This window comes from Micromonospora sp. L5 (assembly GCF_000177655.2).
Taxonomy (GTDB): domain Bacteria; phylum Actinomycetota; class Actinomycetes; order Mycobacteriales; family Micromonosporaceae; genus Micromonospora; species Micromonospora aurantiaca.
The window spans coordinates 1,901,921-1,928,300 of the sequence record NC_014815.1; the positions used below are offsets into that span (position 1 = coordinate 1,901,921).

At 74.3% G+C, this 26,380-nt stretch carries 22 protein-coding genes; 15 read left to right on the forward strand and 7 right to left on the reverse strand.

The window, feature by feature from the left end; all coding sequences use genetic code 11:
* Positions 1–91 precede the first annotated feature (91 nt).
* On the forward strand, positions 92–913 hold the full coding sequence (locus tag ML5_RS09280; RefSeq protein ID WP_013474507.1) for an inositol monophosphatase family protein: 822 nt from the start codon (positions 92–94) through the stop codon (positions 911–913).
* Positions 914–982: 69 nt separating this feature from the next.
* Here ML5_RS09280 and ML5_RS09285 read toward each other — a convergent pair whose 3' ends face one another.
* A complete protein-coding gene (locus ML5_RS09285) occupies positions 983–1,498 on the reverse strand; it encodes a LytR C-terminal domain-containing protein (protein ID WP_030274563.1) in 516 nt (171 codons plus the stop codon).
* Positions 1,499–1,937: 439 nt separating this feature from the next.
* Between ML5_RS09285 and ML5_RS09290 the strand changes: the two genes are divergently transcribed.
* Both ML5_RS09290 and ML5_RS09295 read left to right on the forward strand, forming a co-directional pair.
* Positions 1,938–2,234, forward strand: coding sequence for a DUF4193 domain-containing protein (locus ML5_RS09290; protein WP_013284790.1), 297 nt, complete (start codon positions 1,938–1,940; stop codon positions 2,232–2,234).
* 216 nt (positions 2,235–2,450) lie between these two features.
* On the forward strand, positions 2,451–3,179 hold the full coding sequence (locus ML5_RS09295; RefSeq protein ID WP_174361773.1) for a hypothetical protein: 729 nt from the start codon (positions 2,451–2,453) through the stop codon (positions 3,177–3,179).
* 89 nt (positions 3,180–3,268) lie between these two features.
* Here ML5_RS09295 and ML5_RS09300 read toward each other — a convergent pair whose 3' ends face one another.
* Complete coding sequence (locus tag ML5_RS09300) at positions 3,269–3,760, reverse strand: DUF3093 domain-containing protein (RefSeq protein WP_013284792.1); 492 nt, start codon at positions 3,758–3,760, stop codon at positions 3,269–3,271.
* A gap of 85 nt (positions 3,761–3,845) precedes the next feature.
* Here ML5_RS09300 and dut point away from each other — a divergent pair, with 85 nt between their 5' ends.
* From dut to ML5_RS09320, 4 genes are all read left to right on the forward strand, one after another.
* On the forward strand, positions 3,846–4,343 hold the full coding sequence (dut, locus tag ML5_RS09305) for a dUTP diphosphatase (protein WP_030274559.1): 498 nt from the start codon (positions 3,846–3,848) through the stop codon (positions 4,341–4,343).
* A 25-nt stretch (positions 4,344–4,368) separates the two neighbouring features.
* The gene (locus ML5_RS09310; protein ID WP_013284794.1) at positions 4,369–4,989 is read left to right on the forward strand and encodes a DUF3710 domain-containing protein; all 621 of its coding nucleotides are present in this window, start codon (positions 4,369–4,371) and stop codon (positions 4,987–4,989) included.
* Between the two features lie 169 nt (positions 4,990–5,158).
* The gene (locus ML5_RS09315) at positions 5,159–5,539 is read left to right on the forward strand and encodes an OB-fold nucleic acid binding domain-containing protein (protein ID WP_013474509.1); all 381 of its coding nucleotides are present in this window, start codon (positions 5,159–5,161) and stop codon (positions 5,537–5,539) included.
* Complete coding sequence (locus tag ML5_RS09320) at positions 5,536–6,216, forward strand: DUF3159 domain-containing protein (protein ID WP_013284796.1); 681 nt, start codon at positions 5,536–5,538, stop codon at positions 6,214–6,216. Before ML5_RS09315 ends, ML5_RS09320 begins: the two co-directional genes overlap by 4 nt.
* A gap of 10 nt (positions 6,217–6,226) precedes the next feature.
* On the opposite strand, the gene ML5_RS09325 is transcribed toward ML5_RS09320, so the two are convergent.
* A complete protein-coding gene (locus ML5_RS09325; RefSeq protein ID WP_013284797.1) occupies positions 6,227–6,916 on the reverse strand; it encodes a TrkA family potassium uptake protein in 690 nt (229 codons plus the stop codon).
* A 3-nt stretch (positions 6,917–6,919) separates the two neighbouring features.
* On the reverse strand, positions 6,920–7,585 hold the full coding sequence (locus ML5_RS09330) for a TrkA family potassium uptake protein (RefSeq protein WP_013284798.1): 666 nt from the start codon (positions 7,583–7,585) through the stop codon (positions 6,920–6,922).
* Between the two features lie 158 nt (positions 7,586–7,743).
* On the opposite strand from ML5_RS09330, the gene ML5_RS09335 reads away from it, so the two are divergent.
* From ML5_RS09335 to dxs, 4 genes are all read left to right on the forward strand, one after another.
* The gene (locus tag ML5_RS09335) at positions 7,744–9,795 is read left to right on the forward strand and encodes an APC family permease (RefSeq protein WP_013474510.1); all 2,052 of its coding nucleotides are present in this window, start codon (positions 7,744–7,746) and stop codon (positions 9,793–9,795) included.
* 77 nt (positions 9,796–9,872) lie between these two features.
* The gene (locus ML5_RS09340; protein ID WP_041784163.1) at positions 9,873–11,102 is read left to right on the forward strand and encodes a class I SAM-dependent RNA methyltransferase; all 1,230 of its coding nucleotides are present in this window, start codon (positions 9,873–9,875) and stop codon (positions 11,100–11,102) included.
* Between the two features lie 132 nt (positions 11,103–11,234).
* Positions 11,235–12,377 carry an anhydro-N-acetylmuramic acid kinase gene (locus tag ML5_RS09345; RefSeq protein WP_236619386.1) on the forward strand — a complete coding sequence of 381 codons (1,143 nt, stop codon included), beginning with the start codon at positions 11,235–11,237 and terminating at the stop codon, positions 12,375–12,377.
* 58 nt (positions 12,378–12,435) lie between these two features.
* The gene (gene dxs / locus ML5_RS09350) at positions 12,436–14,379 is read left to right on the forward strand and encodes a 1-deoxy-D-xylulose-5-phosphate synthase (RefSeq protein ID WP_013474513.1); all 1,944 of its coding nucleotides are present in this window, start codon (positions 12,436–12,438) and stop codon (positions 14,377–14,379) included.
* A gap of 765 nt (positions 14,380–15,144) precedes the next feature.
* Here dxs and ML5_RS09355 read toward each other — a convergent pair.
* A complete protein-coding gene (locus tag ML5_RS09355; protein WP_013474515.1) occupies positions 15,145–16,335 on the reverse strand; it encodes a hypothetical protein in 1,191 nt (396 codons plus the stop codon).
* Positions 16,336–16,584: 249 nt separating this feature from the next.
* Here ML5_RS09355 and ML5_RS09360 point away from each other — a divergent pair, with 249 nt between their 5' ends.
* On the forward strand, positions 16,585–18,411 hold the full coding sequence (locus ML5_RS09360) for a hypothetical protein (RefSeq protein WP_369752243.1): 1,827 nt from the start codon (positions 16,585–16,587) through the stop codon (positions 18,409–18,411).
* The gene (locus ML5_RS09365) at positions 18,369–20,153 is read left to right on the forward strand and encodes a hypothetical protein (protein ID WP_013474517.1); all 1,785 of its coding nucleotides are present in this window, start codon (positions 18,369–18,371) and stop codon (positions 20,151–20,153) included. Before ML5_RS09360 ends, ML5_RS09365 begins: the two co-directional genes overlap by 43 nt.
* Before the next feature lie 13 nt (positions 20,154–20,166).
* On the opposite strand, the gene ML5_RS09370 is transcribed toward ML5_RS09365, so the two are convergent.
* Positions 20,167–22,035 (reverse strand): hypothetical protein, encoded by a 1,869-nt coding sequence (locus ML5_RS09370; RefSeq protein ID WP_041784479.1) that lies wholly within the window; start codon positions 22,033–22,035, stop codon positions 20,167–20,169.
* Between the two features lie 84 nt (positions 22,036–22,119).
* Here ML5_RS09370 and ML5_RS09375 point away from each other — a divergent pair, with 84 nt between their 5' ends.
* Together ML5_RS09375 and ML5_RS09380 are read left to right on the forward strand one after the other, a co-directional pair.
* A complete protein-coding gene (locus tag ML5_RS09375; RefSeq protein ID WP_222947837.1) occupies positions 22,120–23,382 on the forward strand; it encodes a PQQ-binding-like beta-propeller repeat protein in 1,263 nt (420 codons plus the stop codon).
* Positions 23,379–24,671 (forward strand): PQQ-binding-like beta-propeller repeat protein, encoded by a 1,293-nt coding sequence (locus tag ML5_RS09380; protein ID WP_013474520.1) that lies wholly within the window; start codon positions 23,379–23,381, stop codon positions 24,669–24,671. Before ML5_RS09375 ends, ML5_RS09380 begins: the two co-directional genes overlap by 4 nt.
* On the opposite strand, the gene ML5_RS09385 is transcribed toward ML5_RS09380, so the two are convergent.
* Complete coding sequence (locus ML5_RS09385; RefSeq protein WP_236619387.1) at positions 24,672–25,985, reverse strand: peptidase C39 family protein; 1,314 nt, start codon at positions 25,983–25,985, stop codon at positions 24,672–24,674. It abuts the gene before it with no gap.
* Positions 25,986–26,380: the final 395 nt, after the last annotated feature.

The window sequence follows — 26,380 nt, forward strand, 5'->3', positions numbered from 1 at the left end:
GGGACCGCAGATTCGGCGCAGATGTGGACTTTGTAAGGATGATACCCGCGCACGAGACGGCCGGTCCCGATCGTGCCGGAAGGGGAGAGACATGATCACCTCGACGCCCACGGCGCGGGAGTTGCTCACGATCGCTGTCGATGTGGCCCGGGAGGCCGCCACCACCGCGTACCGGATGCGGGTCGAGGGCGTCTCGGTGGCCGCGACCAAGAGCACGGTGACCGACGTGGTCACCGCCGCCGACCGGGCGGTGGAGCGGCAGGTGGTCGCCGCGCTGCGGCAGCGCCGGCCCGGCGACGCCGTGCTGGGCGAGGAGTACGGCGCGGGCGAGACCGGCCCGGCCGGCCCCGACGGCGTGCGCTGGATCCTCGACCCGATCGACGGAACCGTGAACTACCTGTACGGGCTGCCGTACTGCGCCGTCTCGCTGGCCGCCGAGGTGGCCGGTGAGGTGGTCGCCGGTGTGGTCCGCAACATCGTCACCGGCGAGGAGTGGACCGCGACGCTCGGCGGCGGCGCCTGGCGCGACGGGCAGCGGCTGCACGGCTCCGCCGCCACCGACCTCGGGCAGGCGCTCGTCGCCACCGGGTTCGGCTACGACGCCGACCGCCGGGCCCACCAGGCGCGGGTGGTGACCGAGCTGATCCCGCACATCCGGGACATCCGCCGGATGGGCGCCGCCGCGCTCGACCTCTGCCTGGCCGCCGAGGGGCGGGTGGACGCGTACTACGAGAAGGGTCTGGCCGACTGGGACCTGGCCGCGGGCGGGCTGGTCGCCCGGGAGGCCGGGCTGCTGGTGACCGGCCTGTCCGGCCTCCCGGCCGGCCCGGACCTGGTGCTCGCCGCGCCGCCGGCGCTGCACGGGCCGCTGCACGACCGGCTGGCCGACCTGGACGCCTCGGGCGGGCCGTGACGGCGCCGGACACGTGACAGGGCGGCCTCCCCGGGGGAGACCGCCCTGTGCCGTCGGTGCGCCCGTCGCCTACTTCTCGATCGGCATCGGGCAGGTGCCGGTCGGCGCCTGCGGCGCGCCCAGGTCGCCGAGCGACTGGTTGACCTCGGTGGTGGTGGCGAGCTGCTGGAACTGGTTGCCCAGCACCACGTCGACGACGTCGTCCTTGCGCTTGGGGTCGAACTTCTGGTTGGCCTCGTTGAGGAAGTACGCGCGCAGCAGGTGCGCCGAGCCCACGGCCTTGGGCCCGAACCGCAGCTCGGCCACGCCGTCGAACGCCTTGGTCTCGTTGCCGACCTTCTTGACCTGGAACTTGCGGTTGCGGAAGTCGTCCGCGACGCTGCCGGCCCGGCCGGCCTCGTCGGTGGCGTTGTAGACGTTGATCTTGACGTCCTTCTGTTCCCGCAGGCGCAGGTCGACCAGCGGCCAGCCATCGGGGCAGGCGGCCGCCGTACCGGCTGTGCCCTGACTGTCCTTCAGCACGGCGACGACCACGAAGACCAGGGCGACGACCGCCAGCAGTCCGACGACAACGAGTGCCCGCACTCGCGCAAAACTCATCCTGGGCGCTCCCCGGACAGTGATTGGGTGGTGGCGGGCGACGCGGTCGGGCCGCGACCTGTCGGCCGTCCAGTACGCCGCTGAGGTTAACGCTTGTCCGGCTCAGGCGTGGAAACAGTCCGACATACCGGCGCGCCACGCGGTGAACCGGTAGGACTACCCCTATCTTCGTGTCGCCTGAGTCACATTGGGAACAACTTCGGGCGCAGAGGCGTACATCTCTCCCGCGAGGGCGGTATACATGCCTCGCCCACAGGGGGGGTAAGGTTCCGCGCTCACCGGGGGCATTTCGCACCGGCGAGCCCGGCCCACCGCTCTTCGGGTCGGGTGCCCGACAGAGATGGTGGCCGGTCAGGGGAACCGAAACGGCGTCGTCCGGCGTTACAACCGGCAGCGACAATATCGATATTGGAGAGTGAAACCGATGGCCACCGACTACGACGCCCCGCGTCGCGACGAGGTCGACCTCGGCGAGGACAGCCTGGAAGAGCTCAAGGCCCGGCGGGTCGACTCACAGTCGGGTGCCGTGGACGTCGACGAGGCCGAGGTGGCCGAGAGCTTCGAGCTGCCCGGCGCCGATCTGGCCGACGAGGAGCTCACGGTCAAGGTCCTCCCGATGCAGCAGGACGAGTTCCGGTGCGCCCGCTGCTTCCTGGTCCACCACCGCAGCCAGCTGGCGGTCGAGCGCAACGGCGACCTGATCTGCCGCGAGTGCGTCTGATCCCGACCGGGGACACCAGCGGCGGCCTCCTCGACGGGGCCGCCGCTGTTCGAGCCGCCGCCGTGCGCGCTCGGCCGGGAGCTGCTTGACTCGTACGGGCGGCTGCCACGCCGCGCGGAGCAGGAGGGCGGACGGGTGAGCGAGCGCATCGAAGAAGCCGGCCCGGACAAGCCCGGCCCGGACGTACCCGGCCCGGACAGCCCGGACACCGCGGAGCTGGGCGCCACCGTCGCCGCCCTGACCGCCGACGACATCGCGCCCGCCCGCCGGCGGCAACTGCTGACCCGGCTGGTCGGGCAGGCCCGCGCCCGCGGGATCACCGACCTGTTCAAGCCCCGCGCGGCGGTGCGCTGGATGACCGACACGGTCGCCGAGGTCGCCCCGCACGTGCCGATCCGCGACCTCGCCACGCTGCGGCGGCACTTTCCCGGCCTGGACGACGAGGCGCTCGCCGACCGGCTGGTCCGCAACGCTTCCCGCGCCACCGCCGGAGTCGGCGCCGCGGGCGGCGGGGTCGCCGCCGTCGAGTGGGCGGTCACGCCCACCCTGCTCTCCGCTCCCGTCCTGCTGGCCGCCGAGACGGTGGCCGTGGTGGCGATCGAGCTGAAACTGATCGGGGAGCTGCACGAGGTCCACCGGGTGCCGCTGCCGCCCGGCGGCACCGGCCGTGCCGTGGCGCTCGTGCAGTCCTGGGCCACCCAGCGGGGGGTCAACCCGATGATGCCGGGCGTCGGGGTGAGCGCGGTGCTCGGCACCGCCGCCCGCCGGGAACTGCGGGACAGCCTGATGCGCCGCTTCGGGCGCAACCTCACCACGCTCGGGCCGTTCCTGACCGGCGCCGCCGTGGCCGGCTACCTCAACCGCCGGGCCACCCGCGCGCTCGGCGAGCAACTGCGCAAGGACCTGCGGCGTACCGCGCGTGCCCTGCCGGAGGCGCCGTCCTGACCGGTCCCGGGCCGGGTCGCGGCGGGCCGAGCCGGGTCGCGGCGGGCCGAGCCGGGCCGCGGCGGGCCGCGGCGGGTCGCGGTGGACGGTCAGGCCGCGTCGCGGGCGGCCAGCAGGGCGGTCGCCAGCTGGACCGGGTGCCGCGTGCTGACCACCCAGAACGGCGTCGGGTCGGCCGGGTCGTCCAGCACCACCTGCACCGCGCCACCGATCCACGGCCGCTGCACCACGAAGGCGAGCGGATCGGAGCCGACGCCGAGCACCTCGCGCCGGCCGGCCGCGTCCAGCGGCACCACGTCCGCGACGTACCGCACCGGCAGGTGGGCGTCGTCGACCCGCAGCTCGCCGTCACGCACCTCGACCCGGATCCGGCCCAGCCACCACAGTGCGGCCACCGCAGCGGGGATCAGCAGCACGAACGGCAGCCAGGCGCGCACCCCGGTCGCGCCCATCCAGAGCTCGACCGCGAGCAGACCGGCCGCGGCCAGCCCGGCCGGCCAGGCCCACCAGGGCAGCCCGAGACGCTCCGCGTACGGCGCGGCGGTGGCCGTCGGGGCGGCCGGAGATGACGACTGACGCACACAGACGAGGGTACGGCGCGCGAGCGGCCCGGCAACCGGCAGGATGGCAGGGGCACCCCGCAGGACCGGACGGAAGAGGATGACCGTGACAGACGTCGTACCCGTGCCCGTGCGGCTGCTCGACCCGGAGCTGCCACTGCCGGCGTACGCCCATCCCGGCGACGCCGGTGCGGACCTGGTGGCCGCCGCGGACGTCGAGCTGCCCCCCGGCGGCCGCGCCCTGGTGCCCACGGGCGTGGCGGTGGCGCTGCCGGACGGCTACGTCGGGCTGGTGCACCCCCGATCCGGACTCGCGGCCAGACTCGGCGTGACGGTGCTCAACGCGCCCGGTACGGTCGACGCCGGCTACCGGGGTGAGATCCTGGTCAACCTGATCAACCACGATCGGGACACGCCGGCCAAGATCAGCCGGGGTGACCGCATCGCGCAGCTCGTGGTCCAGCGGGTCGCCCGGGCCGAGTTCCGGCCGGTGGCCGAGCTGCCCGAGTCCCGGCGTGGCACGGGCGGGCACGGGTCCACCGGCGGGCACGCCGGGCTGGTCCCGGCGCCGTCCGGCGGGCAGAGCGAAGAGGTGGCAGGGTGAGTGTGAACAGCGGAGGGTGGGCGCAGTGATCTTCTCCCGGAAGCGGGCCGACGAGGCGCGTGACAATGGGGTCCTCGACGCCGAGGAGACCCCGTCGGCGCCGGACCGCGGCCCGTACGACGTCAGCGAGGCCCCGGAGGCGCCTCGCCTCGACCTGGGCAGCCTGCGGATCCCGGCGGTGCCGGACGTCGAGGTGCGGGTCCAGGCCGACCCGCAGGGCGTGATCCAGCAGGTCGTGCTGGTTCACGGCCAGAACGCGCTCCAGCTCGGCGTCTTCGCCGCGCCCCGCTCCGAGGGCATCTGGGACGAGGTGCGCGAGGAGATCCGCCAGTCGCTCGTCAGCGACGGCGCGACCGCCCAGGAGGTCGAGGGGGAGCACGGGCCCGAGCTGCGCGCCCGGGTGGGTACCCCGGACGGGCCGACCGACCTGCGGTTCGTCGGCATCGACGGCCCGCGCTGGATGGTGCGCGGCGTCTTCCAGGGCGCGGCCGCCACCGACCCGGCCGCCGCCGGCCCGCTCGCGGCCTGCCTGGACGGCCTGGTCGTCGACCGCGGCCAGGAGGCCAAGCCGGTGCGCGAGCCGCTGCCGCTGCGGCTGCCCCGCGAGGTCGCCGAGCAGCAGGCCGCCGACTCGCAGGAGGTCTGATCCACACGTGCCCGGGCCCGGCGTCGTACCGGCGCCGGGCCCGCGGCGTGTCCGGTCCCAGCCGGCGGTACGCGCCACGCCGCTCCCGCCGGGCGGCCACTGCGCGTACGCTGGCGGGACGGTTCCGCCGCCCGCGGGGCCCCGCTGTGGAGAGGGTGACGCGGAGGTCATGACGACCGACGAGAGCCGGGGGTCGCTGCGGCGGCTCCTGCACCGGCTCACCGCGAGCGAGGCCGAGATCGAGGCGCAGGAGCTGCGCCGGGAGAGCGCCGAGTCCGGCGGCACGCCCGCCCACCAGTGCAACAGGGGTCAGGTGGTGTCGGTGGCCGGGCGGCTGCGTACCGTCGTCTACACGCCCCGCACGAACCTGCCCACGCTGGAAGCCGACCTCTACGACGGCAACGACGTGGTGACGCTGGTCTGGCTGGGCCGTCGGCACATCTCCGGGATCGAGCCGGGCCGGCACCTGACCGCGCGCGGCCGGGTGGCGGTGCGCGACGACCGCAAGGTGATCTACAACCCGTACTACGAGCTGGAGTCGCCGAAGTGACGACCGGACAGCAGCACACCCCGTCGGGTCTCGGCCCGCAGGACGAGGAGCGGCTGCCCAGCCTCGCCGAGCAGATGGCCGACCAGCTCGGCGGATGGCGCGGGCTGGTCGAGTCGAGCATCCCGGTGGTGGTCTTCGTGATCGCCAACGTGATCGGCGAGCTGCGCCCCGCCGTGTACGCCTCGGTGGCGGTGGCGCTGCTGATCGCCGGGCTGCGGCTGGCCCAGCGCAAGCCGGTGCGGCACGCGGTCAACGGGCTGTTCGGCGTCGGCGTCGGCGCGCTGCTGGCGCTGCGCACCGGCGACGAGCGCGACTTCTACCTGCCGGGCATCCTCTACGGCATCGGGTACGGCCTGGCGCTGCTGCTGTCGGCCGCGATCCGGCAGCCGCTGGTCGGCTGGATCTGGTCGGTGCTGGTCGCCAAGGGCCGCTCCGAGTGGCGCGACGACCCCAAGCTGGTACGCACCTTCACCCAGCTCACCGTGCTGTGGGGCGTGGTGTGGCTGGCCAAGGTCGGCGTACAGGCCGGGCTCTACCTGGCCCACCAGGACACCGCGCTCGGCGTGGCCCGGCTCGCCCTGGGCTACCCGCCGTACGCGCTGCTGCTGCTGATCACGGTGTGGGTGGTGCGCCGGGTCACCCGGGAGACCGCACCCACCCCGCTACCAGGCTCCTGACGCCGCCGCCTCAGGCACGGTCGCGGTGCCGGTCCGCGCTGGGCGGGCCGAGGATCACCGCGCGCACGTCGTCCTCCACCGCCGCAGTGCAGACGAACACCAGCTCGTCGCCGGCCTCGATCGGGTCGTCCGGGGTCGGCACCAGCACCCGCTTGCCGCGCACGATCGCCACCAGCGCCGCGTCCCGGGGGATCGGCACCGCGTGGATCGCCTGCCCCACGTAGGGCGCGGTCGGCGGCAGCGTGATCTCGACCAGGTTCGCCTCGCCCTGCCGGAACGTCATCAGCCGGACCAGGTCGCCGACGGTGACCGCCTCCTCGACCAGCGCCGCCATCACCCGCGGCTTGCTCACCGCGACGTCCACGCCCCACTGCTCGGTGAACAGCCACTCGTTCTCCGCCCGGTTGACCCGGGCCACCACGCGGGGCACCGCGAACTCGGTCTTGGCCAGCAGCGACACCACCAGGTTGACCTTGTCGTCGCCGGTGGCGGCCACCACCACGTCGCACCCGGCCACGTCGGCCTCCTCCAGGCTGGCCAGCTCGCACGCGTCGGCGAGCACCCAGTCCGCGGCCGGCACCCGGTCGGGCCGCAGCATCTTCGGCTGCCGCTCGATCAGCATCACCTGATGGCCGTTGTCGATCAGCTCCTGGGCGATCGAGCGGCCCACGTTGCCGGCGCCGGCGATGGCGATCCGCATGGCTCAGTGCCCCCCTTCCGGCGGCGCCGCCGCCACCGACGTGACCGGGCCGTTGATGTCGTCGGTCACCAGCATGTAGACCTGGTCGCCCTCCTGGATCACCGTGGAGGCGGTGGGCAGCGTGCCGATCCCGAACCGGTTCAGGTAGGCCACCCGGGCGCCGACGGCCTGCTCCAGCTGCCGCAGCGGACGGCCGATCCAGTCCTTGTGCACCGGCACCTCGATGATCGAGACGGTGCTCGTCGGGTCGCGGAAGATCTCCACGTTGCCCTCGGGGACGAGGTGGCGCAGCATCCGGTCGGCGGTCCACCGGACGGTCGCCACGGTGGGGATGCCGAGCCGCTCGTAGACCTGGGCGCGGCGCTGGTCGTAGATGCGGGCCGCGACCCGGGACACGCCGAACGTCTCCCGGGCCAGCCGGGCCGAGATGATGTTGGAGTTGTCGCCGCTGGACACCGCCGCGAACGCGTCGGCCCGTTCGATGCCGGCCTGACGCAGCACCTCGCCGTCGAAGCCCGCACCGGTGACGGTGATGCCGGCGAAGTCGGGCCCGAGACGGCGGAACGCGTCCGCGTCCTGGTCGATCACCGCCACCGAGTGTCCACGCGACTCCAGGCTGTGCGCCAGGGTCGACCCGACCCGCCCGCAGCCCATGATCACCACATGCACGGTGTCCGCTCCTCCCACGGCGCCGCCCGCCGACCCGTCGTCTGCGAGCCTGCCACGTCCCCCTGCCGGACGGGGGACCGAACCGTACCGCGCGGCCGCACGCGGGGGAGATCGACCACCCCAGCGCCCCGGACCCGGTGGTCGTACGCTTGGCGGTTGTGGCCCGACCCACCTCGCTGCTGAAGCGACTCCTCCTCGGTCGACCGTTCCGGTCCGACCGCCTCCAGCACACCCTGCTGCCGAAGCGCATCGCGCTGCCGGTCTTCGCCTCGGACGCGCTCTCCAGCGTGGCGTACGCCCCGGACGAGATCCTCCTGACGCTGTCCATCGCCGGCGCCTCGGCGTTCATCTTCTCGCCGTGGGTCGCGCTCGCGGTCGTCGTGGTCATGCTGACGGTGGTGGCGAGCTACCGGCAGAACGTGCACGCCTACCCCTCCGGCGGTGGCGACTACGAGGTGGCGACTGTCAACCTCGGGCCCAAGGCCGGCCTCGCGGTGGCGAGCGCGCTGCTCGTCGACTACGTGCTCACGGTCGCCGTCTCGGTCTCCTCCGGCGTGGCGAACCTCGGCTCGGTGGTGCCGTTCGTGGCCACCCACAAGGTGCTCATCGCGGTCAGCGCGGTGGTGCTGCTCACCGCGATCAACCTGCGCGGCCTGCGTGAGTCGGGCACCGCCTTCGCCATCCCCACGTACGGCTTCGTGATCGTGATCGGCGGCATGCTGCTGACCGGGTTGATCCGCGTCTTCGTGCTCGGCGACGACCTGCGCGCGCCGAGCGCCGGCCTGGAGATCCAGGCCGAGCACAGCGTCACCGGGTTCGCGCTGGTGTTCCTGCTGCTACGGACGTTCTCCTCGGGCTGCGCCGCGCTCACCGGCGTGGAGGCGATCTCCAACGGCGTACCGGCGTTCAAGAGCCCGAAGTCGAAGAACGCGGCGACCACGCTGCTGTTGCTCGGCGGCATCGCGGTGGCCATGCTCGTCGGCATCATCTGGCTGGCCCGCCTCACCGGCCTCCAGTTCGTCGAGGACCCGCGCACGCAGATCATCTCCGGCCCGGACGGGTACGTGCAGAAGACTGTCACCACCCAGCTCGGCGAGACCGTGTTCGGCGGTGGCTCGGTGCTGCTCTACGTGGTCGCCGGGATGACCGCGCTGATCCTGTTCCTGGCCGCCAACACCGCCTTCAACGGCTTCCCGGTGCTCGGCTCGATCCTCGCGCAGGACCGCTACCTGCCCCGCCAGCTGCACACCCGCGGCGACCGGCTCGCGTTCTCCAACGGCATCCTCTTCCTGGCCGTCTTCGCGATCGTGCTGATCATCGGTTTCCAGGCCGAGGTCACCAAGCTCATCCAGCTCTACATCGTCGGGGTGTTCGTCTCGTTCACGCTCTCCCAGGCCGGCATGATCCGGCACTGGAACCGGCACCTGCGCCGCGAGCGCGACCCGGAGGCGCGCCGCCGCATGCTCCGTTCCCGGGCGATCAACACGTTCGGCATGGTCATGACCGGCGTGGTGCTGATCATCGTGCTGGCCACCAAGTTCCTGCTCGGCGCCTGGATCGCGATCGTCGCGATGGCGGTGATGTACGTGGTGATGCTCGGCATCCGCCGGCACTACGACCGGATCGCCGAGGAACTGGAGCCGACCGAGCAGCGGGGCGTGCTGCCCGCCCGCAACCACGCCATCGTGCTGGTCAGCAAGCTGCACAAGCCGACGCTGCGGGCCGTCGCGTACGCCCGGGCCACCCGGCCGGACACGCTCACCGCGGTCACCGTGAACGTGGACGAGCAGGACACCCGCGACCTCCAGGCCGACTGGGAGCGCCGCGAGCTGCCGGTGCCGCTCACCGTGATCGACTCCCCGTACCGGGAGATCACCCGCCCGATCCTCAACTTCGTCGCATCGGTGCGCCGTGAGTCGCCGCGCGACGTGGTCACCGTCTTCATTCCCGAGTACGTGGTGGGGCGCTGGTGGGAGAACCTGCTGCACAACCAGAGCGCGCTGCGGCTCAAGGGGCGGCTGCTGTTCGAGCCGGGCGTGATGGTGACCAGCGTGCCCTGGCAGCTCGCGTCCACCGCCGGCAAGAACCTGGACCGGCTGGACGCCACGCTGAGCCGGGGCCCGGCGCGCGGCCCCCGGGTGGCGCCGCAGAGCACCCTGCCGCCGCCGGTGGCGTCCACACCCGGCACCGAGCGCGAGGAGCGGCCGTGAGCGGCGACGAGCATTCCGGTCCTGCGGCCGGGCGGTCCGGTTCCGCGCCGACGGCTGCGCCCTCCGGCCCTGCGTCGGTGGACCGGCCAGGGCTGGAGGAGGCCGAGCGGGTCGAGCTGACAGTCGACGCGGTCGCGCCGGGCGGGCACTGCGTGGCCCGGGTCGGCGGGCAGGTGGTCTTCGTCCGGCACGCGCTGCCCGGTGAGCGGGTGGTGGCCGAGGTGACCGAACTGCACCGGGGCTTCGCCCGCGCCGATGCCGTGGAGATCCTCACCGCCTCGCCGGACCGGGTCACCCCGCCGTGCCCGTACGCCCGTCCGGGCCGGTGCGGCGGCTGCGACCTCCAGCACGTCGCCCCGGCCGCCCAGCTCGACTGGAAGCTCTCCGTGGTGCACGAGCAGCTCACCCGGCTGGGCGGCCTCACCGCGGAGCAGGTGGACGCGCTCGGCGTACGCGTCGAGGCGCTGCCCGGCGGGCCGCTGGGCTGGCGCTCCCGGGTCCGCTACGCGGTCGACGCGGCCGGCCGGGCCGGGCTGCTCAAGCACCGTTCGCACGAAGTGGTGCCGATCGACAGGTGCCTGATCGCGCACCCGGCGATCCAGGATCTGCCGGTGCTCCCGCCGACCGGTGCCCGCTGGCCGGACGCCGACGCGGTGGAGACGGTCGCCAGCACCGGCGGGGACGTCGCCGTGGTCGCGTACACCGATGGGGTTCCGACGGCCGTGAGCGGGCCGGAGCGGGTCCGGGAGACGGCGGCCGGGCGTTCCTTCACGCTGCCTGCCTCCGGGTTCTGGCAGGTGCACCCGGCCGCGGCGGACGCGCTGACCGGCGCGGTCCTCGACCTGCTCGACCCGCGGCCGGGGGAGACGGCCTGGGACCTGTACGGCGGGGCCGGCCTGTTCGCCGCCGCGCTCGCGGAACGGGTCGACGGGGCACGGGTGACGCTCGTCGAGTCGGCGCCGGACGGGGTGGCCGCGGCCCGGCAGAACCTGGCCGACCTGCGCGCCGTCGAGGTGGTCGCCGCGCGGGTGGAGGCGGCGCTGTCCCGGCGCCGGATCACCGGGCCGGTCGACCTGGTGGTGCTCGACCCGCCGCGCTCGGGCGCGGGCGCGGCGGTGGTCCGGGGTGTGGTGGCCGCCGGGCCGCGCGCTGTCGCCTACGTGGCCTGCGACCCGGCGGCCTTCGCCCGGGACGTGCGCACGTTCGCCGAGGCGGGGTGGCGGCTGGCCGCGCTGCGCGGCTTCGACCTGTTCCCGATGACCCAGCACGTGGAGCTGGTCGGCCTGTTCCTGCCCCCGCAGGATTGATCTTGTCCCGGCTCCGCGCGTTGATCGCGTTGATCGCGTTGATCGCGTTGATCGCGTTGATCGCGTTAATAAGGGGCCCTTCCACTACCGGATCCGTTAAGAAGGGGCCCTTCCTTGCGCATCGTCGGGCTGATGTCGGGCACGTCCTACGACGGCGTGGACGTGGTGGCGGCCGAGTTCACCGCCGACGGCGACACGCTGCGGCTGCGGCCGCTCGGGCACCGGGAGCTGGCGTACCCGGACGACCTGCGGGCCGAGATCGGCGCGCTGCTGCCCCCGGCGGCCACCACGATCGAGGCGGTCTGCCGGCTGGACAACCGGCTCGGCGAGGTGTTCGCGGAGGCGGCGGCGGCCGGCGTCGAACTGGCCGGGGGCACCGCCGACGCGGTGGTGTCGCCTGGGCAGACGGTCTTCCACTGGGTCGAGGACGGCCGGGTACGCGGCACGCTCCAGCTCGGCGCGCCGGCCCGGGTTGCCGCCCGGGTGGGCGTACCGGTGCTGCACGACCTGCGCTCGGCGGACGTCGCGGCCGGCGGCCAGGGCGCGCCGCTGGTCCCGGCGTTCGACGCGCTGCTGCTCGACCCGGAGGCCGGTGCCAGGGCCGCGTTGAACCTCGGCGGGATCGCGAACCTCACGGTGGTCGCGCCCGGGGCGCCGGTCCTCGGGTACGACGTGGGCCCGGCGAACGCGCTGCTGGACGCCGCCGCCCGGCGCTTCCTGGACCGGCCCTGCGATGTCGACGGCGCCCGCGCCGCGGCCGGCCGGGTGCACGCGGCGCTGCTGGCCCGGCTGCTCGCCGAGCCGTACTACGCCGCGCCGCCGCCCAAGTCGACTGGTAAGGAGCTGTTCCACGGCGGCTACCTGGACGCCGCGCTGGCCGCGCTCGGGGAGCCGGTGGCGGCCGACGACGTGCTGGCCACGCTCACCGAGCTGACCGCCCGCACGGTGGCCGACGCCTGCGACCGGCACCGGGTCACCGAGGTGGTGGCCGCCGGCGGGGGAGTGCGCAATCCCACACTCCGGGCGCGGCTGGCGGCCCTGGGCGAGGGGCGCTGGCGGCTGCGCACCACCGACGAGCTGGGCGTACCGGCCCAGGCCAAGGAGGCGTACGCGTTCGCGCTGCTGGGCTGGCTGTCCTGGCACGGGCTACCAGGCGCGGTGCCGTCGGTGACCGGGGCGTCCCGGGCCGCCGTGCTCGGCTCCTGGACCCCTGCGGGCCCGTCCGTCGCCGCGCCGCGCCCACCCGCGCCCCGGCGCCTCGTGGTGGACGCCTGACCTGGGTCGATGCACGGCCAGGCTGCGGACTGTTCCGCGGCCGATAGACTCTCCGGTCATGAGTGTTGAAGAGGGCACGGCCAACCACGGTCGGCTGCTGGGCACCGTCCGCGGCCCGCAGGACGTGAAGCGGATGACCGCCGAGCAGCTGGACATCCTCGCCGCCGAGATCCGTGACTTCCTGATCGCCAAGGTCTCCCGCACCGGCGGCCACGTCGGCCCCAACCTCGGTGTGGTCGAGCTGACCCTGGCGATGCACCGGGTCTTCGACTCCCCGCGTGACCGGCTCCTCTTCGACACCGGCCACCAGGCGTACGTGCACAAGATCCTCACCGGCCGGCAGGAGGGCTTCGACAAGCTCCGCCAGCGCGGTGGCCTCTCCGGCTACCCCAGCCAGGCGGAGAGCGAGCACGACCTGATCGAGAACTCGCACGCCTCCACCGCCCTGTCGTACGCCGACGGCCTGGCCAAGGCGTACGCGCTGCGCGGCGAGAAGCGCTCAGTGGTCGCCGTGGTCGGCGACGGCGCGCTCACCGGCGGCATGTGCTGGGAGGCGCTGAACAACATCGCCACCGCCGGCAACCCGCTGGTGATCGTGGTCAACGACAACGGCCGGTCCTACTCCCCGACCATCGGTGGCCTCGCCGACCACCTGTCGTCGCTGCGGCTCAACCCCGGCTACGAGAAGGTGCTCGACACGGTCAAGGACGCGCTCGGCAACACCCCGTTCGTCGGCAAGCCGATGTACGAGGTGCTGCACGCGGTCAAGAAGGGCATCAAGGACGCGGTCGCCCCGCAGGCCATGTTCGAGGACCTCGGCATCAAGTACGTCGGCCCGGTCGACGGTCACGACGTACCGGCGGTCGAGGCGGCGCTGCGCGCCGCGAAGAACTTCGGCGGCCCGGTGATCGTGCACGCGGTCACCCGCAAGGGCTACGGCTACCGTCCCGCCGAGGACGACGAGGCCGACTGCCTGCACGGCCCCGGCGCGTTCGACGCCGAGACCGGCAAGCTGCTCGCCGTGCCGTCGGTGAAGTGGACCAACGTCTTCGCCGACGAGCTGGTCGCGATCGCCGACGAGCGCCCCGACGTGGTCGGCATCACCGCCGCCATGGCCGAGCCCACCGGCATCGCCACGCTCGCCCGCAAGTACCCGGAGCGGGTGTACGACGTGGGCATCGCCGAGCAGCACGCGGCCACCTCCGCCGCCGGCCTCGCCATGGGCGGGCTGCACCCGGTGGTCGCGGTCTACGCCACGTTCCTCAACCGGGCGTTCGACCAGGTCCTGCTGGACGTGGCCATGCACAAGCTGCCGGTCACGTTCGTGCTGGACCGGGCCGGCATCACCGGCCCGGACGGGCCCAGCCACTACGGCATCTGGGACATGTCGGTCTTCGGCGTGGTGCCCGGCCTGCGGATCGCCGCGCCCCGCGACTCGGCGACGCTGCGCGAGGAGCTGCGCGAGGCGGTCGCCGTGGACGACGGCCCGACCATCCTGCGCTTCCCGACCGGCACCGTCGCCGCCGACCTGCCGGCCGTACGCCGGGTCGGCCCGGTCGACGTGCTGGCCGAGTCGGCGCGTACCGACGTGCTGCTGGTAGCGGTCGGCTCGTTCGCCGGCCTCGGCGTGGAGGTCGCCGCCCGGGTCGCCGAGCAGGGCTACGGCGTGACGGTGGTCGACCCGCGCTGGGTGCGCCCGGTGCCGGCCGAACTGGTCGAGCTGGCGTCCGCGCACCGGCTCGTGGTCACCGTGGAGGACGGCGTACGCATCGGCGGCGTCGGCTCGGCGCTGGCCCAGGCGATGCGCGACGCCGACGTCCGCGTACCGGTCAAGGACCTCGGCGTAGCGGCCGACTGGCACCCGCACGGCAGCCGCGCGCAGATCCTGGCCGACCTGCGGCTGACCGCCCAGGATGTGGCGCGCGACGTCACCGGCTGGATCTCCGGCCTGGACGCCGCCCCGGTCGACCCGGCCACAAACGGAGCCCGAGCCCAGAGCTGACCTGACCTGCCCCCACCCGCGGCCTCCGCGCCGGGTTTCCGCGTCGATCTTGCACTTGCGGCCCTCCTGATGTCGGCTTCGCCCGATCAGGGAGGGCCGCAATCGCAAGATCGCCGGATGTCTGGGGTCGAGGGAGGGGTCGTGGAGGTACGCGAGGCGGGGCTGGGCGGCGGCGATCACCTCGGCGCACAAGCGGGTGCGCTGCGCCATCGTGGACGGTGCCCTGGCCGGCGTGCTGGCCCTGGGGCCGCCGCACTCCTCCGACCTGGATCCGCGGACGACCGCGCAGCTCCATCCACGTCGACCCGGAGATGTGGGGACGAGGCGTGGGTGGTGCGCTGCACGCGCTGTTCGTCGGGCACCTCGAGGACGATGGACTGACGCTGGGCGTGCTGGAGGTGTGGGAGCGCAACACCCGGGCCTGAGCCTTCTGCACCCGCCCCGATTCCGTCGATCTTGCACTTCCGGCCCCCAGATTGCCGGTTATGCCCTGTTCAACGGGGCCCCAACTGCAAGATCGCCGAGTCGCGCCAGCCCTGCCCCTGCCCCTGCCCCCGCCTTGGCCCGCCCCGTTGACCAAGGAGTTTGGGGGCGTGGAGGGACTCCCGGGTGACACAAACTCCTTGATCACCGAGCAGGGTGGATGATCATGAGGTTGGCCGCGCGGGGTGTCCGGTTTGTCGCCGTCAACTTCATGATCGACGGGGCCGGGCCAACGCGCGAGGCGGGGCGGGGTGCGGTGAGGGAGGGGAGAGGACGAGAGGGTCAGGGGGTGGGGAGGGAGCGGTACCAGGTCTTCTCGGTGCCGGCCAGGCTGAACGTCTGCCTCTGGTCGGTGTGCTCCACGACCACCAGGCCGGGACGGTCGACCAGGCGGGTCGTGCCGGGCGGGGCGGAGAACGAGGCGTCCCGGGTACGCCACGACAGCACCGCCAGCGGCCGGCCCGGCATCGGCAGGTGGTACGCCTGGAGCGTGGTGGACCGGTCGGCGGGGGAGACCACCGGAGTGCCACCGTCGGCGGGCCGGTAGACCACGGCCGTCATCGTCCCGGCCGGCGCCTCCCAGCTGAGCTGCTCCAACTCGCCCGGCTCGCCCTCGCCGAGAGCCACCGAGCCGAGCGAACGCGTCGCGATCTTCGCCATCGGCCAGGACTCGGGCGCGGAGCGGGGTGCCTCGCGGTCGCCGATGCGGCGCGGCACGCTGCCGAACGGGCCCCGCTCGCCGGCGAGCACGCAGGTGTCCAATCCGGTCAGCGCGCGCTTGCCTGCGCCCGTCTCGTCGCGTACCAGGGGGTAGCGGGGCGCTTCGGTGGCCGTACCCAGGTCGAGGACGCGGTCCGCGGCCCGGCCGCGCGGCAGCGACGGTGTGGCCCGCAGCGTCGCGGTCAGTTCGACGGCCCGGCAGTCCGGTACGGCGACCGGGTCGGTGACGCCGTCGGTGGTGCCGAGCACCTTGCCGTCGGGTCCGGTCAGGCGTTCGACGCGGGCCGAGGTGAGGTAGCGGCGGCCGGACGGCTCCCGCACCGGCAGCACGTCGGAGTAGACCAGGTAACCGGGATCGGTGTACTCGGTGGCGTGGACGACCCGCCAGCGCTGCCCGTCCCGGTCGAGTTGCAGCAGCCAGGAGGCGGACTCGCCGGGCACGTCGGCGGCGACGAGCGCGAGCGCCGACCCGGCGACCTGACCGGAGAAGAGGATGCCGGACGTGGGCACGTGCACCCGGTCGTCCACCGGGGAGCGCCAGTCGCGTACCGCTGTGGTGATCGCGGCGGTGGCCGCGGCGTCGCGGGCCAGGCTGCCGCGCGGCGGCCACACCGCGAGGGTGCCGTCCAGGCTGTCGTAGCCGACCCGCAGGTCCGCCGGCTGCCGTTCGGCGACCGGACCGCAACCGGCCGTGACCAGCAGCAGAGCTGCCAGCGCGATGCCCGTCGTAGCGCCTCGGCGGGCTGAAAGCACCCTGATCCCCTCGCCGGTCGTCGGTCGGAAGCCCACATGGTACGAGACGACCGGTCACCCGGCCGCGCCCGGCTCACCCTTTCGGCCGATCGGCCACTGCGGAACGTGACGGGCGATTCGGGTACCAATATCCGGCTCCGGTAGACTCCGCCGACTGTGACGCCTGCCGAGACCCGCGGCGCCTCGACGCCGGACGCCGCCGCCCCGACGGGCCACCGCGCCGTCACCCTGGACCCACCATCGGTCACCATCACCGCCGAGCCGGAGCCGGCGACCACCACGCCGACCACGCCCGAGGCACCGGCCACGCCGGGCGCGCGGCGCGCGCGCCGATGGCGGTGGACGCGCCGCCGGATCGACCTCACCGTGTACGGCGGATTCCTGCTCGCCGCGATCTGGGTCACCAGCGGCATCTGGGTCGACCCGGCCGGACGGGTCGCCGCGCTCTACAGCAGCGACCCGGCGCAGGTGCAGTTCTTCCTCGCCCACTCGGTGCGGGTGGTGCTGCACGGCGAGTTCCCGTTCTTCACCGAGCAGTTCAACTACCCCGACGGCGTCAACCTGATGGCGAACACCGCCATCCTGGCGCTCGGCATCCCGATGGTGCCGGTGACCCTCCTGTTCGGACCGGCGGTCTCCTTCGTCACGCTGGTCACGCTCGGCCTGGCCGGCACCGCCGCCGCCTGGTACCGGGTGCTGTCCCGGCACCTGATCCGGCACCGCCCGGCCGCCGCCGTGGCGGCCTGGTTCTGCGGGTTCTCACCGGCCATGCTGTCGCACGCCAACTGGCACCCGAACATCATCAGCCAGTTCCTGCTGCCGTTCATCGTGTGGCGGGTGCTGGTGCTGACCCGGTCGGCCCGGCCGGTCCGCGACGGCGTGCTGCTGGCGCTGCTGGTCACCGCGCAGGCGTTCATCAACGAGGAGATCCTCCTCTTCACCGCGCTGGCCCTGGGCGTGTTCCTGATCGCCGTGGTGGTGCAGCAGCGGGAGCGGTGGACGACCGCGTGGCGGCCGCTCGGCGCCGGGCTGGCGGTCTGCGCGGCGCTGGCCGGGGCGCTGCTGGCGTACCCGCTGTGGGTGCAGTTCGCCGGGCCGATGGCGTACCACGGGCTCAGCGACGCGGTGCGCGACTACGGCAACGACATTGCCGCGTTCTTCGCGCCCGGCTCGCCCACGTTCGGCGGCAACGAACGCGCCAACGTCAACCTCGCGCCGAACTACTCGGAGGAGAACGCGTTCTTCGGCTGGAGCCTGTCGCTGCTGGTCGTGGGCATCGTGGTGTGGCTGCGGCGGGACGTGATCGTCCGCGCGCTCGCCGCCACCGGGCTGTTCTTCGCCGTGCTCTCCCTCGGCGAGCGGATCTCCTGGTGGGACCGGGAGATCGCCACCGGCCCGTGGGAGCTGCTGGTACGGCTGCCGCTGCTCGACGCCGTGGTGCCGACCCGCTTCGGCCTGATCACCGGCGTGACGGTGGCGATCCTGCTCGCGTACGCGGTCCGTCGCGCCTGGGCGCTGCGAGGCGTGGACCGGCGTACCGCCCGCAAGCTCACCGCCGCGGGCCTGGTCCTCGCGCTGCTGCCGATCGCGCCGATGCCGTTGCAGGTCACCACCCGGGAGCCGGTGCCGGAGTTCATCACCGCCGACAGGTGGCGCAAGTACGTCGGGCCGGACCAGACGCTCGTGTCAGTGCCGGTGCCCGCGATGGGCAACACCGACCCGATGCGCTGGGCGGCCAGCACCAACCTCGACTTCAAGATCCCCGGCGGCTACTTCCTCGCGCCGCGCAACGGCGTCACAGGCGACCCCGGGCGCTTCGGCGGCCGCCCCAGCGGCATCGGCGAGATGCTGCGGGAGGTATCGTCCACCGGCCGTACGCCGAAGCTGGACGACCGCCAGCGGCGCCGCTACCTGGACGAGCTGCGGCACTGGAACGCGGCGGTGGTGGTGCTGCCGCGCGACGAGCAGAACGCCGAGCCGCTGCGCCGCACCGTCGAGCAGCTGGTCGGCCCCGGACGGCAGGAGCTGGACGTGTGGCTGTGGGACGTGCGGAAACTGACCAGCCGGTCCGCCTGACCGAACCGGCGGTCCCCGCCCCCGCGCCCCGCCGCCGTCGGCCCCGCCCGGCCGACGTGCTGGTGGTGGCCGGCTACCTCGGTCTCGCCGTGCTGCTCACCACCGGCCAGTGGCGCCGGCCGGAACGGCTGTTCCACCAGGCCGGCGACCAGATGCTGTTCGAGTGGATGCTGGCCCGGGCCGCCCGCGCTGTCACCGGCGGCGAGAACCCGCTGTGGAGCGGCGCGCTGAACGCCCCGGACGGGGTGAACCTGATGGCGAACACGTCGGTGCTCGGGCTGGGCGTGCCGCTCACCCCGGTCACAGTCGTCTTCGGCTCCCAGGCGGCCTTCCTCGTCGCCGTGACGCTCAGCCTCGCCGGGACCGCCACCGCCTGGTACGCGCTGCTCGCCCGCCGGCTGGTCCGCTCCCGGGCCGCCGCCGCGGTGGGCGGCCTGTTCTGCGGCTTCGCCCCGGGCATGGTGGCGCAGGCCGGTGCGCACCTGCACATGGCCGCCCAGTTCCTGGTGCCGGTGATCCTCGCGCTGGTGTTCCGCCCGGCCACCGACCGGGTCCGGCGCGACGGCGTGCTGCTCGGGCTCGCAGTCGCGTACCAGGTGTTCCTCGGCGAGGAGGTGCTGGTCTTCCTGGCGCTGGCCGCCGGGGTGTTCGCCGGGGCGTACGCCCTCGCCGACCGGGCCGCCGCGCGCCGGCTGACGCCCGTGGTGGCCCGGCGGCTGGGCGTCGGCGCGCTGGTGGCGGGTGTGCTGCTGGCGTACCCGCTGTGGTTCCAGTTCGCCGGGCCGGGCCACTACCGGGGGATGCCGTTCCACACCGAGGGCTACCGGCTCGACGTGGTCTCCTTCGTCGCCACCGCCCGGCAGAGCGTCGCCGGGGACGCCCGCCGGGCCGGGCTGCTGTCACCGAACCCGACCGAGCAGAACTCGTTCCTCGGGCCGTTCCTGCCGCTGCTGGCCGTACTCGTGGTGGTGCGGCTGTGGCGGCGGCCGCTGGTGCGCGCGCTCGCCGCGTGCGGCCTGCTGTTCGCGCTGCTGTCGCTCGGTTCCCCGGTGGTGGTGAACCGGCACGACACCGGGCTGCCCGGCCCGTACCGCCTGCTCGCCGGCGTGCCGCTGCTGGACCTGGTGGTGCCGGCGCGGTTCGCGCTGGTCTGCGTACCGGTGCTCGGGGTGCTGCTCGCGCTGGCGCTGGACCGGGTCCGGCGCGGCGGCGTGCGCACCTGGGCGCCGTGGGCCGGCGCGGTCGCCGCCGCGCTGCTGCCGCTGGCGCCGACGCCGATCCGCGCGGTGCCGGTCCCGCCGGTCCCGGCCGTGGTGTCCGGCGGCGGCTGGCGGGAGTACGTGCCGCCGGGCCGGACGCTGGTGCCGGTGCCGCCGGTGACCGGGGCGGCGGTCAGCCCCGCCATGTTCTGGTCGGCGCGCACCGCGCTGGCGTTCGACGCGCCGGGCGGCTACTTCATCGGCCCGCGCTCGGCCACCGACCCGGCGGCCCGCTGGGGCGCGCCGGACCGGCCCACGTCGCTGCTGCTGCGCCGGGCCGCCGAGACCGGCCGGGTGCCGCCGGTCGGCGAGACGGAACGCCGGCAGGCGGTCGACGACCTGCGGCACTGGCGGGCGGCGGCACTCGTGCAGGCCGACTCGTCACCCGGCGACCCGGTCCGCGCCACAGTGGACGCGCTGGTCGGCTCCGGCCGGGACGTGCCCGGCGGGTACCTGTGGGACGTCCGCCCGCTCGTCGGCTGACCGGTACCGGGGGTCACACCCGGTCGCGGACGTCCCAGATCCACACGTCGTCGACCCGCTGCGGCGGGCCGAGCAACTCGGCCATCAGGTCGCGCAGCACCGCCTCGCGCGGGCCGGCCCCGAGCACCACCACCGACGCCCGCCAGAAGCGCAGGTCGTCCACGGCCTGGCGGCGGTTCTCCTCGGTGATCTCCGGCACCTCGTTGGCGTCCATGGTGGAGTAGATGAGCGTGCTGGTGGGGCGGTTCGGGGCGCCGAACACGCCCTCGCCGCGCTCGTTCGGGCCGATGAAGTAGCCGCCCGGGACCGGGAACTCCTGGCCGGTCAGCGCGCTCCAGCGCAGCGTGTGCAGACCGTGCACGTTGCTGGGGATCGGCACCGGCACGAGCGTGCGGCCCTCCGGCACGTACGGCCGCCAGCCGCCCGCGGTGATGAAGTGCGGCGGCGGGTCGATCCGCTCGGCCGGCAGCGGACGCGGGATCAGCGGCACCACGGCGGCGGCGATGGCGACGAACCCGGCCAGGCGCAGCACCCGCCGGCGCGTGTCGCGCGCGGTCGTCCCGCCGTCGTCGTCCCCGCCGTCGTCGGCGCCGGAGCGGGGGGCGGGCACCGGCGGGCGGCCGGCACCGGCCAGCGTGTCCCACGCCAGGGCGAGCAGCGCGCCCACGGCGGCCACCACGACCAGGCTCAACCGGGTCGGCATCATCATCTCGACGAGCGGCAGATCGTCCGGCACGTACGCCCACGGCCCGTCGATGTCGGTCTCCACGCCGTTGAACCGCACGACCGGACCGATCGAGGCGATCGTGAAGACCACCACCAGCACGGCCAGGATCCGGGCCGGCACCGACCGGCGGACCAGCAGCACCAGCGCGGCCAGCGCCACCAGCACCAGCGGCCAGCCGAACCAGGTGTTCTGCTCGGTCAGCCCGATGGTCTTCTCCACCGCCTCGTCACCGGCGATCGTGTCCCTGGCGAACGTGACGAAGGCGACCAGGTCCTCACCCCAGTTGTGGAAGACGCCGCCCTGCAAGCCCCGGTAGGACTGCGGGCCGTTGAACTGGAACCAGATCGGGTACGCCGTCAGCAGCAGCGCCAGGCCGCCGCCGAGGCCGAGCGCGGCCACGAACGACCCGGCCCGCTCGCGGGTCGCGCGGGGCCGCTGCACCGCGTACGTCACCACGACGACCAGGCAGGCCAGCGCGGTGAGCAGCAGCATCTCCTCGTTGATGAAGATCTGGTACGCCACCAGCAGCCCGAGCGCCAGCCCGTTGCGCCGCCAGCGGCCCGGCTCGCCCAGCCGCAGCACCCGGGCCACGATCAGCGGCAGCAGGAAGTTCGACACGAAGTTGGGCTGGCCGTTGGCGTGGTGCACGATGCCCGGCGCGAAACCGAGGAACGCGCCGCCGACGAACGCCGCGGCCCGGGAACGGACCAGGTGCCGGGACAGCACCCAGTACGACGTGGCGGCGGTCGCGGACAGCGCGGCGCCCAGGTAGAGCGCGTACATCACCTGCGGGCCGAGCAGCAGCGTCAGCGGCGCCAGCGGCAGCGTCACCCCGAGCAGCGAGGTGTTCGCCATCATGTTCACCCCGTCCGGCGCGTTCTGCCGGGTGGTGAACAGCGGGTTCTCCAGGTGCTGCACTGAATACGCGCCATGGGCGAACAGCCACTCGAACCAGCTGTGGTCGGTGGGCAGGTGCGAGGAGACCCGGTGCTCGACGTCGCCCCAGTAGTTGAGGCAGACGAGAACGCCGAGGAGCACATAGGCTCCGATGGCCAGCACGTCGGCGCGGGCCGGCCGGCGACGGGCGCGGCGTGGCGGGTCGGCCACGACGGCGTCCGCCTCGACGGACGAGGGGTTCAACGAGGGGTCCACCACGGGCACGGCCACGACGCGCCATCGTACAGGCGGTTCGTCACACGGCCGGTCACGGTCGGGCGGCGGCTCGGCGCGCGGGAGAGGATGGTCGTGACCGTCATCGATCTGGGGGAGCTGCGCGACGACGCCCCGCCAGGCCCGGCGCCCCGCCCTCCGCGTGCCGTCGGACGGCCGTTCCGCCTTCTGGTGGTGCTGCTGGTGGCGCTGCTCACGCTCACCGCCGCGACGCCGCCGCGAGGCCCGGTCGAGTGGACGCTGCCCGGCGGGCTGGGATCGGCCGTGTTCGTCTCCGGCGACGTGGTGTACGTGGTGCGGCCGGACCGCGCAGGCGCCGGCGGCGGGCGAGAACTCCTCGCGTACCGGGGCGACCGGGAGCGGTGGCGCAGCCCGCTGCCCGGCGTGGGCACCGCCGTGTCGGTGTGGGAGCAGGACGGCCGGGTGATCGTGGCCGGCCGGAGCGTCGACGACACGGACTGGCAGACGGTGACGTACGACGCGGCCACCGGTGCGGACGTCTGGCGCCGGCCCGGAATCGCGTTCGCTGTGGGCCGGGTGCTGCTGATGCAGTCGGCCACATCCGACACCAGTACGTCGATCATGGAGGTGGACCCGGCCGACGGCCGTACGGTGTGGACGGCGCCGATGACGGGCGCGCTGGGTTTCGACGTCGAACCGACCGGGCCGGTACGCATGGTGTTGTCCCCGGCGACCGGGCAGACGGTGGTCGTGGACGCGCGCACCGGCGCGCGGCTGGTGGCCCGCGATCTGGACCCGGTACGACGGCCCGGCCCGCGCCGGTTGCAGCTCGCCCGCGGACTGCTGCTGGAGTTCCGCGACGGCGACGGGGCCATCGAGGCGTACGACCTGGACACGCTCCGGCCGCGCTGGACCGTCGCGCGGAAACTCGTCGGCCACGTCGAGAGCTGCGGCGCCCTGCTCTGCGCCGTCGGGCCGGCCGGCGGGACGACCGCGCTCGACCCGGCGACCGGCGCCGTGCGCTGGAGCGTGGACCGGTGGGCGGGCGTGGCGGCGGTGCGTGGCGGCCGGCTGCTCGTCGGCGTCCCCGACACCGACATCGACGACGGCCTGGCGGTGCTCGACCAGGACGACGGGCGGCTGATCGCCGACCTGGGCGGCTGGACACTGGTTCCGCAGCACGAGTCGGGCGGCCCGCTGCTGGCGACACGGCCGCTGGGCGGCGGCCGCCGGCTCCTGGCCGAGGTGGGCCTGTCCGGCGATCCGCCCACGATCCGGGGCACGCTCACCGGCACCGACTGCACCACCGGCATGACGCTTCTGGTCTGCCGCCGGCCCGGCGGCGACTACATGGTGCGGCGGCTGACGTGAGCCCGGTGATCGAGCTGGGGGAGATGCGGCACGGCGAGTCCGCCGACGACCCGGCCGACGCACCGCCCCGCCGGCCGCCGGGCCGCACGGCGCGGGTGGCAGTGCTCGGGTGCCTGGTGCTGCTCGTGGTCACAGCCGCCGCCGGGCCGTCGCGACGGCCCGAGCCGATCCGGGTGCCCGCCCCGCAGGGCGCGGCGTTCGTGGTCCTGGCGGATCGGGTGGTGGTGGCCGACGGCCCGGGCGCGATCGGCCGGGGTGGCCGGGTGGTCGCCGCGTACCGGCTGCCCGGTGGGGAACCGGTGTGGCGGTTCGCGCTCACCGACGGCGACCACGTGCTCGGCCTCACCGCCGTGGCCGGGGGACTGCTGGTGACGAGCAGCCCGGTCGGGGACGGCGACTCCGTGTCGGCCATGCTCGACCCGGCCACCGGCACGCTGCGCTGGCGGCATCCCGGCTACCCGGTCCGGACCGCATCGGGCGGGCTGCTGCTGGAGAACCCCCGCCCACCAGGTGCGGGCACCGTCCGGGCCGTCGACCCGGCCTCCGGCGAGGTGCGGTGGACGCTGCCCGTACCCGGCCAGGAGGTGGGGTACCGCCGCGACGACCACGGGGTGACGCAGCTCGTGCTGGTCACCCCGCAGGGCCGGGTGACCGTGTACGACGCGGACTCCGGCGCGGTCGCGCACACCGGCCGGGTGGCGCCCGCGGCCGATCGCGCCGCCTACCGGTACGCGCAGGTGGTGGCCGACCTCCTGCTGGTCGAGGACGCCCGGGGCACGGTCACCGGATACGGGCTGGACCGGCTCGACGAGCGATGGAGCCTGCCGGTCGGCTCCCGCGCCGGGCTCTGGTTCGCCGACTGTGCCGGGATGGTGTGCCTGCGCGACCAGGTGGGCGGTGCGCAGGCCCTCGACCCGGCCACCGGCCGTCCGGCCTGGTCGGACGAGCGCTGGCTGGGGATGGGCCCGGTAGGCGACCGGCTGATCGCCGCCGAGCGCGGGGTCGGGGAGGAACTGGAACTGTCGGCGCTCGACCCGCCGACCGGCCGCGTGCTGGCCCGGCTCGGGCGCTGGCGCGTCTCCGGCAACGACCTCCCGTCCGGGCCGCTACTAGGGCTGCGCACGCTCACCGAGGACCGGACGCTCGTCGGCGCGCTCGACGTGGCGGCCGGGCAGGTACGGATCCGGGGGATCCTGCCCGGCGCCTGGTCCGAGTGCGCGGACACGGGTACGGAACTGGTGTGCCTGCGACCGACCGGAGGCATGGCGATCTGGCCGGTCGGCCGCTGATCACCAGTTGGCCTGCGCCGGAGGCGGCGGCAGCGGCGTCGACTCGGGCCGCAGCACGTACGCGATCCCGCCGCTGCCCGCCTGCCAGGCGCTCTCGAACGGCCCGCGCGGCACGGTGCGGCGGACCCGCTCGTCGTCCGGGGCGTACGGGTCGTTGAGCACCGGGTCGCCCTCGGCGGTGAAGCCGGCCAGCACCATGAGGTGTCCCCGGGTGTCGTAGTCCAGTCCGGGCACCTGACCGGCGGTGAACGCGGCCGAGACGATCAGCGGGATGCCGGCGGCCACGAACCGTTCCGCCTCGGCCAGCGAGCGCAGCCGGGTGACGAAGGCGTCCACCCCGTGCGTCGCCGCGTACGCCGTGTTGAACGGCCAGTTGCCCGGCCCGCCGAAGGCGTGGTCGTAGCAGTGCCGGGCGGCGTGCACCACCTGCGGACGCGGGCCGGGCGGCGCCACCCAGGCGTACCGGTCCGCTGTGGGTCCGGTGCCCCAGAAGTCGAGCACCATCGACACGCAGGTGGGGCTGCACCAGGAGTCGCCGCCGCCACCCCAGCGGGTCTCCCCGGCGGCGTGCAGCCGCTGCGCGTAGCGCGGCACGTCCAGCACGCGCCCCCACGCGTCGCCGGCCTCCGCGCTGCCGGCCTCCGCGCCGGCGGCCTCAGCGCGGACGGCCTCCGCGGGGGCGGCCTCCGCGCCGCCGGGCGGGTCGGTCGAGGCGACCACGCCCACGGTGCGCAGCACCGGGCCGGCGGCCGCGTCGAGCCGTCGGAGCAGGGTCACCCGGACCTGCCAGCCGGTCACCGTCGCGCCGGTCACCCGCAGCGTGTCGGCGGCGACCCGCGCCCGGTCGTCCTCCTGCCCGGGTACTGAGGCGCGGTGCACGGCGCTGTCGTCGGCGGCCCAGTGGCCCAGTTCGTACCAGCCGGTGGCGGCCGTGCCGTCGGCCCAGCCGCGCATTTCGACCCGCAGCCAGCAGCCGGGCGGGGTGTCGGCGGTCCACGAGGGCACCAGTTCGGTGACGGTGAAGCCGACGGCCGTCACGGGGGAGGTCCAGGTGCCGGCGGCGTACCCGGCCGTGGTCCCGGAGTGCGGATCGGTGTGCGTGACCCGGCCGGCCGAGCCGTCGAGCGTCAGGCCGTCCGGCCCGGCGCGTAGCCCGTCCGCACGACCCCGGTCCCGGTCCGCCGGGAAGCGGAACCGGCGGTACGCGATGTCGCGGCCGCTCATCGGGAACCCGCCCGGGGCGGCCGTGACCTGTGCCTGCTGCGCTTGTCGATCATCGCCGCCGAGCATCGCGTACCCGAAGGTTTTCTGCAACGGCGGCCCGTGCCGCCGCACGCGGCCGGCCCTCCCGCCGTGCTGTCACCGACCGTAGCCGCAGCGCATCAGCGGCATGGTCCCCCGCGTGCCCTTTGCTCTGCAGTCACCGACGCATCCGTGACGTAAGGCTACCGCTGCGCATGAGGCTGCAGAGCAAAGGGCGCGGAGGGGTATCTCCGCTGCCGGGGACCGCTTCGCCGTTTCGCCTGGTCAAGGAGATTCGGCTCGCCGGCTGTCCGGTTTGGCCGGGTGAGCGGCCATCACGGTGCGTGACGCACCGGAGAAAAGGTGTCAGCGTTACGAAGAGTCACCACTCGGGGCTCCAGGCGTGGCGAGGTGGCCCGAGCGCACCACCCGCGCTCCCCGGCGGTGCACTCGTCGACGGGCGTCTC